12 protein-coding genes and 1 pseudogene are annotated in these 13,740 nt (G+C 76.0%); 8 read left to right on the top strand and 5 right to left on the bottom strand.

The annotated features are described in order from the left end of the window. Positions 1–5 precede the first annotated feature (5 nt). Positions 6–2,612, bottom strand: coding sequence for a DNA gyrase/topoisomerase IV subunit A (locus POD19_RS08620; protein WP_036336994.1), 2,607 nt, complete (start codon positions 2,610–2,612; stop codon positions 6–8). 48 nt (positions 2,613–2,660) lie between these two features. On the opposite strand from POD19_RS08620, the gene POD19_RS08625 reads away from it, so the two are divergent. From POD19_RS08625 to POD19_RS08635, 3 genes are read left to right on the top strand one after another with little or no spacing between them, the layout of a single operon-like run. Then, complete coding sequence (locus POD19_RS08625; protein WP_036382814.1) at positions 2,661–5,390, top strand: bifunctional acetate--CoA ligase family protein/GNAT family N-acetyltransferase; 2,730 nt, start codon at positions 2,661–2,663, stop codon at positions 5,388–5,390. A 57-nt stretch (positions 5,391–5,447) separates the two neighbouring features. Continuing rightward, the gene (locus POD19_RS08630) at positions 5,448–6,116 is read left to right on the top strand and encodes a DUF5998 family protein (RefSeq protein WP_036382843.1); all 669 of its coding nucleotides are present in this window, start codon (positions 5,448–5,450) and stop codon (positions 6,114–6,116) included. Continuing rightward, positions 6,113–7,294 carry an alkaline phosphatase family protein gene (locus POD19_RS08635; RefSeq protein WP_144818938.1) on the top strand — a complete coding sequence of 394 codons (1,182 nt, stop codon included), beginning with the start codon at positions 6,113–6,115 and terminating at the stop codon, positions 7,292–7,294. Before POD19_RS08630 ends, POD19_RS08635 begins: the two co-directional genes overlap by 4 nt. A gap of 30 nt (positions 7,295–7,324) precedes the next feature. Here POD19_RS08635 and sepH read toward each other — a convergent pair whose 3' ends face one another. Further along, positions 7,325–8,749, bottom strand: coding sequence for a septation protein SepH (gene sepH / locus POD19_RS08640; protein ID WP_020625074.1), 1,425 nt, complete (start codon positions 8,747–8,749; stop codon positions 7,325–7,327). A gap of 291 nt (positions 8,750–9,040) precedes the next feature. On the opposite strand from sepH, the pseudogene POD19_RS08645 reads away from it, so the two are divergent. Continuing rightward, positions 9,041–9,339: pseudogene (locus POD19_RS08645) on the top strand (DUF4193 domain-containing protein). 19 nt (positions 9,340–9,358) lie between these two features. On the opposite strand, the gene POD19_RS08650 reads toward POD19_RS08645, so the two are convergent. Next, positions 9,359–9,901, bottom strand: a complete 543-nt coding sequence (locus POD19_RS08650) for a DUF3093 domain-containing protein (RefSeq protein ID WP_020625075.1) — start codon at positions 9,899–9,901, stop codon at positions 9,359–9,361. A 117-nt stretch (positions 9,902–10,018) separates the two neighbouring features. Here POD19_RS08650 and dut point away from each other — a divergent pair, with 117 nt between their 5' ends. Genes dut through POD19_RS08670 form a run of 4 tightly spaced genes read left to right on the top strand, consistent with a single transcriptional unit; the run spans position 10,019 to position 12,316 of the window. Then, positions 10,019–10,501, top strand: a complete 483-nt coding sequence (dut, locus tag POD19_RS08655; RefSeq protein ID WP_020625076.1) for a dUTP diphosphatase — start codon at positions 10,019–10,021, stop codon at positions 10,499–10,501. Further along, entirely contained in the window at positions 10,498–11,274 is a 777-nt protein-coding gene (locus POD19_RS08660) for a DUF3710 domain-containing protein (RefSeq protein ID WP_020625077.1), read from the top strand. Before dut ends, POD19_RS08660 begins: the two co-directional genes overlap by 4 nt. Further along, entirely contained in the window at positions 11,271–11,588 is a 318-nt protein-coding gene (locus POD19_RS08665) for an OB-fold nucleic acid binding domain-containing protein (RefSeq protein WP_020625078.1), read from the top strand. The genes POD19_RS08660 and POD19_RS08665 overlap by 4 nt, the downstream gene beginning before the upstream one ends. A gap of 23 nt (positions 11,589–11,611) precedes the next feature. Continuing rightward, complete coding sequence (locus POD19_RS08670; RefSeq protein ID WP_020625079.1) at positions 11,612–12,316, top strand: DUF3159 domain-containing protein; 705 nt, start codon at positions 11,612–11,614, stop codon at positions 12,314–12,316. Here the strand turns inward: POD19_RS08670 and POD19_RS08675 are convergent. Next, positions 12,268–12,981 carry a potassium channel family protein gene (locus POD19_RS08675; RefSeq protein ID WP_020625080.1) on the bottom strand — a complete coding sequence of 238 codons (714 nt, stop codon included), beginning with the start codon at positions 12,979–12,981 and terminating at the stop codon, positions 12,268–12,270. The genes POD19_RS08670 and POD19_RS08675 overlap by 49 nt on opposite strands. After that, on the bottom strand, positions 12,978–13,679 hold the full coding sequence (locus POD19_RS08680) for a potassium channel family protein (protein WP_020625081.1): 702 nt from the start codon (positions 13,677–13,679) through the stop codon (positions 12,978–12,980). Before POD19_RS08680 ends, POD19_RS08675 begins: the two co-directional genes overlap by 4 nt. Positions 13,680–13,740: the final 61 nt, after the last annotated feature.

Raw genomic sequence — 13,740 nt, forward strand, 5'->3', positions numbered from 1 at the left:
CCTGATCAGTCCGCGGACACGGCCACGGCGTCGTCCTCGGCGGGCGGGGCCGAGACGAGGTCGGGGGAGGCGCCGGCACCGACGGCCTCGATGCGCTGGTCCACGGGCACGCCCGAGCCGTCCCGACGCCCGTACTCGATCGGCAGCGCGCGGGCCACCCCGGCCCGCGAGGCCGCGAGCGCGGGCGCAGCGCCGATCCAGCCGAGCTCGAGGCCGCTCTCGCCCTTGAGCAGCCGGTGGGCGCGCACGCCGCCGGTGCCGCGGCCCTTGGCCGGATACTCCCCGAGCGGCGTGACCTTGACGGAGCCCGGGGCGGAGCCGAGCACGTCCGCCTCGCCGTCCGTCACGGTCACCACGACGGCGGGCCGTGGGTGGGCGGCGGCGTCCGCACCGGTCTCGGTGAGGGAGGCGGCGGGGGCCACCCCGAACGCGAGCACCGTGTCCCCGGCGGCCAGCCGGATGCCCGCGACACCGCCGCCGGCCGGGCCCTGGGGGCGCACGGCGGAGGCGGCGTAGCGCAGCAGCTGGCCGGTGCGGGTGAGGAAGACGAGCTGGTCGGCCTCGTCCGGGGCGGGGGCGGCGCCGACCACCGCATCGCCGTCCTTCAGGGCGACGGCGTCGACGACCTGGCGGTTCAGGGGCCATTCCGGCCGGACGCGCTTGACGACCCCGTGGGCGGTGCCCAGCGCCAGGACGGCGTCCAGGGGGACCAGGGCCACGAGCGTCTCGCCCTTGGCCAGGGGCACCAGCTCCGCGGCGGGGACGGCCGCGGTCATCGCGGGGGCCGCGGACGGCTCGCCGGCCACCGGCAGGTCGACCGCCTGGAGGCGGTGCAGCGCGCCGGCGGAGGTGAGGGCCCCGATCTCACCGCGGGCCGTCGTCGGGACCACGGAGGCGAAGGCGTCGTGCTTGCGGCGCCGGCCCTGCGGGGCGATCGGCGTGCGGTCCGCGGTGCGCAGCAGGCGTCCGGAGGTGGAGAGCAGGGCCCAGCACGCCGTGTCCGGGACCATCAGGTCCGCCCCGGCCTCCGCGGCGCCGGCGGGGGTGGGCCCGGACGGTGCGGGCCCGGCGGCGGGGGCCGCGGCGGTCTCGGCCTCGAGCAGGACCGTGCGCCGGTCGTCGCCGTGCTCGTCGGCGACGGCCTGCAGCTCGGCCGAGACCACCTCACGCAGCCGCGCGTCGGAGGCGAGGATCGCCTCGAGCTCGGCGATCGCGGCCTGCAGCTCGTCGCGCTCGGCCTCCAGCTCGATGCGGGAGAATCTCGTCAGCTGGCGCAGCCGCAGCTCCAGGATGTGGTCGGCCTGCACCTGGGTGAGGTCGAAGACGCCCATGAGGCGGGTGCGCGCGGCCGTGGTGTCGTCCGAGGAACGGATGATCTCGATGACCTCGTCGATGTCCACGAGCGCCAGCAGCAGGCCCTCGACGAGGTGGAGGCGGTCGCGGTGCTTGCCGAGGCGGTGCCCGGTGCGGCGCCGCACCACGTCCAGACGGTGGTCCACGTAGACCCGCAGCAGGGGCAGCAGGCCCAGGGTCTGCGGCTGGCCGTCGACGAGCGCGACGTTGTTGATCCCGAACGTCTCCTCGAGCGGGGTGTGCCGGTACAGGGCGGCCAGCACGGCCTGGGGGTTGAACCCGGACTTGAGCTCGATCTGCAGGCGCAGCCCGTTCTTGCGGTCCGTCAGGTCCACGACGTCGGCGATGCCGCTGAGCTTCTTCGCGTCGACGCCGGCCTTGATCCGCTCGATGACCTTCTCGGGGCCCACGCCGTACGGCAGCTCGGTGACGACCAGGCCGGTGCGCCGCGCGGAGACCTGCTCCACGGCGACGGCGGCCCGCATGCGGAACGTGCCGCGGCCGGTCGCGTAGGCGTCGCGGACGCCGTCGAGCCCCACGATCCGGCCGCCCGAGGGGAGGTCGGGGCCGGGGATGTGGGCCATGATCGCCTCGAGGTCCGCCTCGGGGTCCGCGAGCAGGTGGCGCGCGCCCGCCACGACCTCGCGCAGGTTGTGCGGGGCCATGTTCGTGGCCATGCCGACGGCGATGCCGGTGGTGCCGTTGACGAGCAGGTTGGGGTAGGCGGCGGGCAGCACGGCCGGCTGCTGGAGCTGGTTGTCGTAGTTGGGGACGAAGTCCACGGTGCCCTCGTCGAGGTCCGCGGTGAGCGCCAGGGCGGCCGGGGCCATGCGGGCCTCCGTGTAGCGCGGGGCCGCGGGGCCGTCGTCGAGCGAGCCGAAGTTGCCGTGCCCGTCCACCACGGGCAGGCGCAGGGAGAACGGCTGGGCGAGGCGGACCATCGCGTCGTAGATCGCGGCGTCGCCGTGGGGGTGCAGCTTGCCCATCACCTCGCCCACCACACGGGCGGACTTCACGTGGCCGCGGTCCGGGCGCAGGCCCATGCGGGACATCATGTAGAGGATGCGCCGCTGCACCGGCTTGAGGCCGTCGCGCGCGTCCGGCAGGGCGCGCGAGTAGATCACCGAGTAGGCGTACTCGAGGAAGGACGCCTCCATCTCCTCGGAGACGTCGACGTCGACGATGTTCTCCTGCTCCAGCGGCAGCGGGCGCGGGGCGTCCTGCTCGGCGGGGCGGGAACGGGATGAACGGGCCATCATGGTGGTCGGGGAGTCCTCACGGCGTCGGGGATTGTCTACAGTGATCCTATGGGTGAGACCGAAGCCGTCCGCGGATATCCCTCCCACTGGGAGGCCGATGTGGTGCTCCGTGACGGTGCGACGGCCCACCTGCGGCCCATCTCGCCCGAGGACGCCGCCGAGCTGCAGCGCATGCACGCCGGGCAGTCCGAGAACTCCATCTACCTGCGCTACTTCACGTACAAGTCCGAGCTGAGCGCCAAGGACCTGGACCGGTTCACCCACGTGGACCACCGGGACCGGGTGGCGTTCGTGATCACCCGCGGCGGCCGACTGCTCGGCGTGGGCCGCTACGACCGCTACGGGGACTCCGACGCCGCGGAGGTCGCCTTCAACATCTCCGACGCCGCGCAGGGCCGCGGACTGGGCTCCATCCTCATGGAGCACCTCGCCGTGGCCGCCCGCGAGAACGGCATCCGCCGCTTCACCGCCGAGGTCCTGCCCGAGAACCGCAAGATGCTCTCGGTGTTCCAGGAGTCCGGCTTCGAGGTGACTCGCCGCTTCGAGGACGGCGTCGTGGCCGTCGAGTTCCCCATCGACCCCACCGCCCGGTGGCGCGCCGTCGTCGAGTCCCGCGAGCACCGCGCCGAGTCCCGCAGCGTCGCCGAGCTGGTCGAGCCCGCGTCCGTGGCCGTCGTCGGCGCCTCCCGCGATCCGCAGGCCGTCGGCTCGCTCGTGCTGCGCCACGTCCTCGAGGCGGGCTTCACGGGAGCCGTCCACGCCGTGAACCGCGCCGCCGAGGACGTCCAGGGCCTCACCGCCCACCGCTCCCTGGCCGACATCGGCGAGCCGGTCGACCTCGTCGTCGTCGCTGTGCCCGCCGACGAGGTCGAGGCCCTCATCCCCGAGGCCGCCGCGGCCGGGGCCCAGGGCCTCGTGGTCCTCACCTCGGGCTACGCCGACGCCGGCGCCGAGGGGCTCGAGGCCCAGCGCCGCCTGGTCTCCCTCGCCCGCGCCCACGGCATGCGCGTGATCGGCCCGGCCTCGGCCGGCCTGGTCCGCACCGACCCCGCGATCCGCCTCAACGCCTCCCCGTCCCCGGGCCTGGCCCAGCGCGGCCCCGTCGGGCTGTTCAGCCAGTCCGGCGCCGTCGGCGCCATGGTCTCCGCCGGCGTCAAGCGCCGCGGGGTGGGGATCTCCACCTCGATCAGCGCCGGCAACCGTGCGGACGTCTCGGGCAACGACGCCATGCAGTTCTTCGAGGCGGACCCCCACACCGCCGCCGTCGGTGTGTACCTCGAGTCGTTCGGCAACCCACGCAAGTTCTCCCGCATCGCCCGGCGGCTCTCCCGCACCAAGCCCGTCGTGGTGGTCCGCTCCGACGTCACCGGGCGCTTCCTGCCCCCGGGCCACGAGACCCGCACCACCCAGGCCCCCGAGGGCACCGTGGACTCGATGCTCGACCAGACCGGCGTGCTCGAGGCCCACACGCACGAGGCCATGCTCGACATCCTCATGGCCGTGGCCAGCCAGCCGCTGCCCACGGGCCACCGCGTCGTCCTCGTGGCCGACTCCCTCGCCCTGGACCGGCTGGGCCGCGACGCCGCGGCCGAGGCCGGGCTGGAGGTCACGGCCACCGTCGGCCTCGTCGGCAGCGAGCAGGGCATCGCCCCGCCCGCCGAGACGCTGGTCTCCGCCGTCCGGGACGCCGTCCGCCACGAGCAGGCCGACGCCGTCGTGGTGCTGGCCCGCCTCGGCCTGCACCAGGCGGACGACGAGCCGGAGCGACTGGCCCACGCCCTCGCCGACGCGACCCGGGACGCCCGCATCCCCGTGCTCGGCTGCCTGACCGACGTCGTCTCCCCGCGCTACCGCGGGGCCACGCTCGGCGCCGCCGGTCCCGTCGACGACGACGCCGAGCCCGGCTCCCTGCAGCCCGGTCTGCCCTTCTACCCGTCGCCGCAGCAGGCCATGACCGTGCTCGGCGCGCTCGCGGACTACGTCCACTGGCGCCGCCAGGAGGTCGGCGAGCCGCTCGAGCCGACCGGCCTGCACCCGCACGAGGCCGAGGAGCTCGTGGAGGCGGCCGCCGCGCGTGCCGAGGGCACCGAACTCGTCCGGCTCTCCGACGAGGAGACCGAGACGCTGCTGGGCCACTACGGGATCACCGTGCTGCCCTCGGCCCGGTTCGAGACCGCCGACGAGGCCGTGGCGGCCGCCGAGCGGCTCGGCTTCCCCGTGGCGCTCAAGGCCGTGGACCCCCACCTGCGGCACCGACTCGACCTGGGCGGCGTCCGCCTGAACGTGGTGGACGCCGACTCCCTGCGCCGCAACGTCGAGCACATGCGCCGTCTGCTCGCGCCGTTCGGCGTGCGCGAGCTCGAGGTCCAGGCCATGGCCCCCGCCGGCCAGGCCTGCATGCTCACGGCGCTCGAGGACCCGCTGCTGGGCCCCGTGGTCTCCTTCGGCATCGCCGGCGACGCCACGGACCTGCTGGGGGACTGGGTGCACCGCGTGCCCCCGCTCACGGACCGGGACGTGGCCCGCATGGTCCGCGCCCCCCGCGCCGCCGTGAAGCTGCGCGGCACCGGCGGGGTGCCCTCCGTCAACCTCGCCGCGCTGGAGGACCTCGTGGGCCGCGTCAGCGTCCTCAAGGACGACCTGCCGCAGGTCGCCCGCCTGCGCTTCGCGCCCGTGCTGGCCGCCCCCGAGGGCGTGACGGTGCTGCAGGCCGAGGTGCACGTCGCCAACGCGGCCCGCCGCACCGACTCGGCCCGGCGCGCGCTGCGCGGCCGCTGACCGGGCCGTCCACAGCGGGCCCGGACGGCCCGGCACCGGACCCGTAGCATGGGGGACATGAGCCCGTTCCGCAGGAGTCACGAGCCCGGCCGTCCCGACCACCGCCCCGACGCCCCCGAGGCCGAGGGCCGGCAGCGCGAGGCCCGCACCCTGGACGGCAGCGGCGGCCTCGACGCCTCGCTCGTCCGCGCCGGCTTCTACCCGGACCTCGTGGCGCACGCCATCGCCGTCGAGCTCGAAGGCCGCACCCCGGACGCGCACCTCGTCCACGTGGACACGCACTTCGACTACGAGGAGATCCACCGGCACATCACGGCCCTCGTGCTCGCCGGGGACACCCTGCTGGCCGTCCACCTCGACGACCACGCCGCCGACCCGGCCGGCCAGGCGGTCCTCGCCCAGGTCTCCACCGAGATGGTCCCGGTCCGCGCCCTCGGCTCCGTGGTCCTGACCACCGGCCACGCCGACCCCGCCCGCTTCCGGCCGTCCGACCCCGTGGCCGAGATGACCCTCGGGCTGATGTGGGCCGGAGGCCAGCGACTGGACCTGCAGCCCGCCGGCTGCGCCGACCCCCAGTGCGACCTCGACCACGGCTACACCGGCACCGCCACCCGCGAGGACCTCGTGATCCGCGTCGCCGCCGACGCCGACGGGCAGGGGGCCGTCGACGGCGCCCTGGCCTTCGCCCGGGCCCTGCGCCGCGCCCACCTGGCGGCCACCACGTGACGGGGCCCGCCCTCCCCGCGGGCGTGGTCCCCGCCGACCGTGCCCTGCGCTCCGTCCTGACCTCCGCCGCGGCCGCCCTCGGTGTCCCGGGCTGTGAGAACGCGCTCGCGGTCCCGGCGGGCCGCCGCGTGGTCGTCGCCCTGGCGGACGGCCTCGGACGGTCCCTGCTGAAGCGCTTCGGCGGCCACGCCCCCACGCTGCGCTCGGCGATGGCCGACGGCGGCCGCGTCCTCGAGGTGGCCGTGCCCACCACGACGGCCGCCTCCCTCACGAGCCTGGGCACCGGGCTGGACGTCGGGGAGCACGGCGTGGCCGGCTACGACGTGCTCGACCCGGACCGGGACGTGGTGATCAATCAGCTGGGCGGCTGGGACGAGGCCACCGACCCGGTGGGGTGGCAGCCGAAGCCCACCGTGTTCGAGCGCGCCGCCGCGGCCGGCGTGGACGCCGTCACGGTCTCGCTGCCCGCCTTCGAGCGTTCGGCCCTGACACGGGCGGGGCTGCGTGGCGGCCGGTTCGTGGCCGGTCGCACCCTGATCGCCCGCGCCCAGGCCGCCGAACGCGTGATGAAGGACGCGCGCGTGCCCACGCTCGTCTACTTCTACGTCAACGAGCTGGACAAGGCCGGCCACCGGGACGGCGTGGGCTCGGAACGGTGGCTGCACGCCCTCGAGGAGATCGACGCGGCGGTGCGGCGCCTGGTGGACCGCGTGCCCGCCGGGACGGTGGTGCTCGCCACCGGCGACCACGGCATGGTCGACGTGCCGCCGTCGCGCCGCGTGGACTACGCCGCCCTGGACGAGGCCGGGGAGCTCGCCGACCCCGCGCTGCTCGAGGGGATCGCGCACACCGCGGGGGAGCCCCGCCTCGTGCAGCTGCACTTCCGGTCCGACGCGGGTCCGGACGTGCGCGCGAGGGTGCGGCGCACCTGGGCCGAGCGCTACGGGGCGCACGCGTGGGTGCTCACGCGGGACGAGGCCGTCGACGCCGGCTGGTTCGGCGCCGTCGTCGAGGACCGGGTCCGTGCCCGCATCGGGGATCTGCTCGTCGCCGTGCACGGGGATCTGGCCCTCTACGACGGCCGGCGGGTGCCCCCGCACGCCTTCGAGATGGTGGGCCAGCACGGCGCGCCCACGCGCGCCGAGCGGGAGGTCCCGCTGCTCACCTGGCACCGCTGAGCCCGCCCCGCGGCCGGGGCCGGGCCGGGGTCAGTCGCCCTTGCGGCCGAAGACGATCTCGTCCCAGCTGGGCACGGACGCGCGGCGAGCGGCCGAGCGGGCCCGGGGGCGCGGCGTGACGGTCGGCATGGCAGGGCGCGCGGCACGCTCGCGAGGCGCGGGCTCCGCCCCCTCGTCCTCGACACCCGCGTCCGCGACGTCTGCGGCAGTGTCCTCGGCGCGGTCGGTCTCGGCGGCCGGTTCCGGCGCGTCGACGACCGGGGCGTCGTCGGCGGTCGTCAGGGCCCCCTCGGCGTCGACCGGGGCGAGCCGCTCGGGCGCCTGGGCGGCCTCGCGCCGACTCCGGTCCTGGTGCTCGCGAGCGATCAGGTGCGCGAGCGCGTCGTCCGACTCCAGGTCCGCGCCCACACGCTGACCCCGGCGCACCCGCAGGATCTCCAGCAGATCGGCGTCGCGGTCGGCGGCCGGGGAGTGCGCACCCGCGGGGGTCACGGCGTCCTCGGCGTCCACGTCGTCCGTCACCGGTTCGGCCGCGGGGGCGCGGGGGACCAGGTCCCAGGCCTCCGCCTCGGACAGGGCGCGGGCCCAGGCGTTCTCGGGTTCGAGGTGGCGTCCGGCCGGGCGGAACGTCCAGAGCGCCGGCGGCTCCTCGCGGGTGGGCAGACTCCTCGCACCGGCCACGGCGAACCGGGCGGCCACGGTCCAGCCGGCCTGGTCCTCGCGCCACGCGTCCCACTCGAGGCTCGCCTCGTCCACGCCCAGCTCGGCGAGCCGGTGCGCGGCGAGCTCGCCGAGCGTGGTGGGGCCGCCGTCCTGGACGAGGTCCGAGTAGAGGTCGGGCCCGCCGACCCAGACCTCGACGGCGCGGGCCTGCCGGGCGATCCAGTCGCGCTCGGCCAAGACGGGGTGACCGTAGGTGCGGATGCGCGAGAACGCGTTCCCGCTCTCCCGGGCCACCTGCTCCACGGAGGCGCCCGCACGGATGCGCTGCTGGATCTCCCGGGGGGTGAGGGGCACGGCCTCCTGGGTCGCGGCGGCCTTGACGGACTCCTGGTCGGTCAGCGGCGCCGGGGTCGGTCCGTCCGCGGTCGAGTCGTCGGCCACGGGCCGCGGGTCGATCCGCGGGGTGAGCGCGAGGTCCTCGTCCGGCCGGGCCGGGCCGGAGGGCGCCTCGGGAGCCCGCTCGTCCTCCGCCGCGGCATCGTCGGCGTGCGTCGCCGCGTCCACCGGTCCCTCGGCGTCCTCGTCGTCCGCCCCGGGGACGTCCATCTCCGTCATGTCGTGCCAGGCCGCGGGGCCGTCCTCGGCCGGTCGCCCGTCCTCGGGCGCGGCGCCCTCGATGACCAGCCGGCGCAGATAGGGGGAGAGGGGGAGCGTGTGCTCCTCGCCCTCGGGCCCCGACAGGCGCAGCGCGTCGCCGTCCTCGGTGGGTCCGGTCAGTCGCAGCTCTGCCATGGCGGTGGTCCCTCCCACATCGTGTTCTGGTCACCGGGCATGCGGACGCCCGGCCGGGCATGCCCCGATCCTAGCCGCCGTGCCGCAGACCACGGCCCGGGCGAGGGACGAGCGCCCGCGCGAATCCGCCCTGGGCGAGCGTGCCCGACAACATTTGGCACGGGTTCGGGCATGGTGCACAATCTACGCGCAACGGCGCAGGCCGGTGACGCGTGGTCCGCCCACGACGCCGCCCGCGCAGTGCCGGCACCGGTCCCGGTGCCGTCCCCCACCAGCGGAGCGTGAAACCCCATGGCCACTGACTACGACGCCCCTCGCAAGAACGAGGAAGAGCTGAGCCAGAACTCCATCGAGGAGCTGAAGGCACGGCGCACGGACACCCAGTCCGCCGTCGTGGACGAGGACGAAGCGGAGGCCGCCGAGGGTTCGAGCTGCCCGGCGCCGACCTCTCGGGTGAAGAGCTGATGGTGCGGGTGCTGCCCGCCCAGTCGGATGAGTTCACCTGCGCCTCCTGCTTCCTGGTCCGCCATCGCTCGCAGGCCGCGCGTGAGAAGAACGGCCTGATCTACTGCACCGACTGCGAGGGCTGAGCCCCCGCCGCCGGGGCGGTCAGCGGCCCTCGGCCGTCCCCTCCTGCCGGGCCATGGTCCCGCCGAGGGCCGCGACCAGCTCCTCCGGACGCCGGGTGCTGGTCAGCCAGTAGGGTGTGCGGTCGCGCTCGTCGGTCAGCTGGATCCGCACGACGGGCGCGATCCAGCCGCGCACGTTCACGAAGGCCAGCCCGTGCAGCAGCGGGCCGCGCTGGGCCCGGGCGTCCTCGCCGCGATACCCCGTGACCTGACCGACGTGGTGCCGTTCGATGCTGGCGCGGCCCACCTGGAGGGTGCGTTCGCGCACCACGATGCGCGGGGTGGTGGCCACCAGGATCAGGACCTCGACGGCGAAGAACGCGACGGCGGCCGCGATGCCCACCCCGAGGTCGATCGGCGCGAACACGAGTATCGTCAGCGCCGCCAGCATGAGCGCCACGGCCCAGACCCCCGGGGAGGGCGTCAACCGCTCCTCGAACAGGACCGGATCGGGTCCCGCCGCGGCGCCCCCGGGGGCGCGGCGGGAGGCATCGGCGACGGGGTGCTGCTGGGGATCACGCATGGGTCCCAGCTTCCCACATCCGGACTCCGGTCCCGCCGCGCGGCACCGGCGAGGGCGCCCGCCCGGCCGCCTCGACGCGGCCCCGGGCCGACGGGTGCTCGTGTAGGGTCGGGCCTCGTGACCGACTCCGCCGAGCTGCCCGTGCCCCTGCACGCCCTCGATCCGGGCCTGGCCCCGCCCGCCTACGCGCAGCCGGGCGACGCGGGCGCGGACCTGCGCACCGCCGTCGACGTGACCCTGGCCCCGGGAGAGCGCGCCCTCGTGCCGACCGGCGTGGCGCTGGCCATCCCGGAGGGCCACGCGGGGTTCGTGCACCCCCGCTCGGGCCTCGCGGTCCGCCACGGCCTGAGCGTCGTCAACGCCCCCGGCACCATCGACGCCGGCTACCGCGGCGAGATCAAGGTGCCCCTGATCAACCTGGACCCGACGGAGCCGATCGTGCTGCGCCGCGGCGACCGGATCGCCCAGCTCGTGCTGCAGCCGGTCGTGCGGGCCCGCTTCGAGCCCGTGGACGCGCTGCCCGACTCCGAGCGCGGGGCCGGCGGCTTCGGCTCGACCGGCGGCTTCACCGCCGACAACACCCCTGGGAGGACGTCGTGATCTTCGGACGCAACCGCACCGTGCGCCACGAGCAGGTCAGCCTGCCGGCCGAGCTGCTGGAGGAGCGCGACCTCGAGATCGCCGCCGCGCCGGAGGCAGCCGACGTCGGTCCGCACGACGTCGCCACCCGCCCGGATCCCGCCGGCATGATCGACCTGGGGTCGCTGCGCCTGCGGGCGGTCCAGGGCATGAAGCTGCGCCTCGACGTCGAGGACGCGACGAAGCGGATCGTCGCCGCCACCGTCAGCCTCGGCCGCTCGGCGCTGCAGGTCCAGGCGTTCAGCGCCCCGCGCCGCACGGGCCTGTGGGACGACCTGCGCGCCGAGCTGCACGACTCCCTGTCGACCACCGCCCACGCGACCGTGCAGGAGCAGACCGGCCGCTTCGGCATCGAGATCCTCACGCGCGTGCCGGCGGCGCTGCCGGACGGCTCGCCGGGGTGGAACGTCGCCCGGTTCGTGGGCGTGGACGGTCCGCGCTGGTTCGTCCGCGGCGTGTTCCACGGCGAGGCCGCCTTCCAGCCGGAGGCCGCCGAGCCGCTGGAACAGGTGTTCTCCGACCTGGTCGTGGTGCGGGGCGACGAGCCGCTCCCGCCGCGCGAGCTGCTGCCCCTGCGTCCGCCTCCCAACGCGCGCCCGCTGCAGCGTCGCCGCCCGGCCCCGGACGAGGGCCGGGACGTGCTCGCGGACACCGCCACCGGCCCGGGGGACGGCGCGGCACCGGAGGCCACCGCGCTGCCCGAGCGCGGTCCGGAGATCACGGAGACCCGGTGAGCCCCGCCGTCGCAGCCCGCCCGACCGGCGCCGCGGGCCGCATCGAGCGCCGCGGCGTCATCGCCTCCGTCACACTGCCCGGCGCGGACGAGGCGACCGTCTTCCGCGCGGTCTTGGCCGACCGCCTGCCCGCGCCCGGGAGCATGGCGCCCGCGGAGACGCTGCAGCTGGTCTGGCACGGGCGGCGCCGCGTGCCCGGTGTCATGCCGGGGGAGTGGCTGACGGTCCGCGGCCGCGTCACCCAGATGGACGGCGTGCCCACCCTGCACAACCCCGAGTTCGACCTGGTCGACGCGCCCGAGGCCACGCGCTGAGCACGGCCCCGAGAGGAGAGCCCATGACCGAGCCGCGTGGCCCCGTCACCGCCGCCCCGGACGGGGCCGGCCCCCTGCCGTCTCGAGCCCGCCTGGACGAGCGCGGCCGCCTCGACGCGCTGGGCAGCGTCGGTGGCTGGCGCGGCATCGTCGAGGCCTCCCTGCCCACCCTCGTCTACATGGTCGGCTACGTCGCCACCCAGCAGGTGTGGCCCTCCGGCGTGGCGGCCGTCGCGGTCGCACTCGTGCTGGGCGTCGCGCGCCTCGTCCAGCGCCAGTCGCCGGTCCAGGTGCTGGCCGGCCTCGCCGTCGTCGTCCTGTCCGTCGTGGTCTCCCTGACCACCGGCCAGGCCCGCGACTACTACCTGTGGGGCTTCGTCACCAACGCCGCCTACGGCCTCGCGTTCGCGGTGTCCGTCCTCGTGGGCTGGCCCGCGGCGGGCCTGGTGCTCGGCCTCGTGCGCGCCGAGGGCACCCGCTGGCGGGCCCACCGGCGTCGGCGCCGCGCCTACGCCGCGGCCACCTGGATCCTCGTGGCCGTGTTCGCGCTGCGCCTGGCGGTGCAGGTGCCCCTCTACCTCGGGGACGCCGTCACCGCGCTCGGGGTGGCCCGCCTGGTGATGGGCCTGCCGCTCTATGCCCTGGGGCTCTGGCTCGCCTGGTCCGTCAGCTCGCCCGGTCAGGACGACGGCGTGCCGGCGGACTCCGCCGCCTCCGAGCGTCCCTGAGCGCGGCCCTCGCCGACGAGGAGGCGACGCAGGGCCGGCTCGGCGGAGCCGGCGGCCAGGAAGAAGAGCTCGTCGCCCACCTCCAGGACCTCGTCCGCCGACGCCTGCCGGGGGGCGCCGTCGCGCACGACCGCCACGAGCGGAGCCTCCTGCGGCCAGGACACGGTGCCGATGCGCCGGCCCTCGAGCCAGTGCTTTGCCGGGACCCGGAACTCGGACAGCGCCGCGCCGCCGGCCTCCAGCCTGAGCAGGCGCACGAGGTCCCCGGTCTCCACGGCCTCCTCCACGAGCGCCGTCATGATCGAGGGGGTGGACACGGCCACGTCCACGCCCCACGACTCGTCGAAGAGCCAGTCGTTGAGCGGGTTGTTGACGCGAGCCACGGTGCGGCCGACGCCGAACTCCGAGCGGCTCAGCAGGGAGCACACGAGGTTGACCCGGTCGTCGCCGGTCGCCGCGACGAGCACGTCCGCCTCCAGGGCGCCGCACTGCTCGAGCACGGTCAGGTCGCACGCATCCCCGAGGACGAGGCGTGCGCCGCCGACGTCGGCCTTGCGGGCCGCGTCCGTGCGCGCCTCGACGACGACCACCTCGTGGCCGTGCGCGTGCAGCTCCCGCGCGATGGAGGCGCCCACGGCGCCGGCTCCGGCGATGACGGCCCTCATGCCCGTCCCTCCTCGTCCTCGTCCGTGCCGTCCGGCACGCGTGCCTCGCCCTGCAGGGCGGCCTCCACCTGGTCCCGGCGGTCCACCGGGTAGACGGCGTGCAGCACGTCGCCCTCCTGCAGGCGGTCGCCCGGCCGGGGCAGCTGGCCGTCGCCGAGCCGGGTGAGGTAGGCGATGCGCATCCCCACCGTGGACTCGACGTCGGTCAGCCGACGGCCCCACCACGAAGAGTGGGGGACCAGCTCGGTCACGAGCAGCCGGCCGGAGGCGTCGCGGTGCTCCGCGTCGGCGGTGCCGGCCGGCAGCAGCCGGTGCAGCACCTGGTCGGCCGTCCACTGGATCGAGGCGACCGTGGGGATGCCGAGGCGCTGGTACAGCCGGGCCCGGTCGGCGTCGTAGATGCGCGCCACCACGTGGTCCACGTGGAAGGTCTCGCGGGCCACGCGGGCGGCGATGATGTTCGTGTTGTCGTCCGCGGTCACGGCCGCCAGGCCCTGCGCGCGGTCGATGCCGGCGGCGAGCAGCGCGGAGCGGTCGAAGCCCACGCCGGCCACGAGCTCGCCGGAGAAGCCGGGGGCCAGCCCCTCCACGGTCCGCGGGTCGCGGTCCACGAGGGCGACGCCGTGACCGGCCGCGTCCAGCGCGGCCGCCAACCGGGTGCCCACCCGTCCGCCGCCGACGATCACGTAGTGGGCCATGCCCGTCCCTGCCTCTCGTGCGGTGCTCCGTGCGCCGGGGAGCCGACGCGCGCTCCATCCT

The organism is Micrococcus sp. GPGPB33, from assembly GCF_037853785.1.
Classification (GTDB): Bacteria; Actinomycetota; Actinomycetes; order Actinomycetales; family Micrococcaceae; genus Micrococcus; species Micrococcus luteus.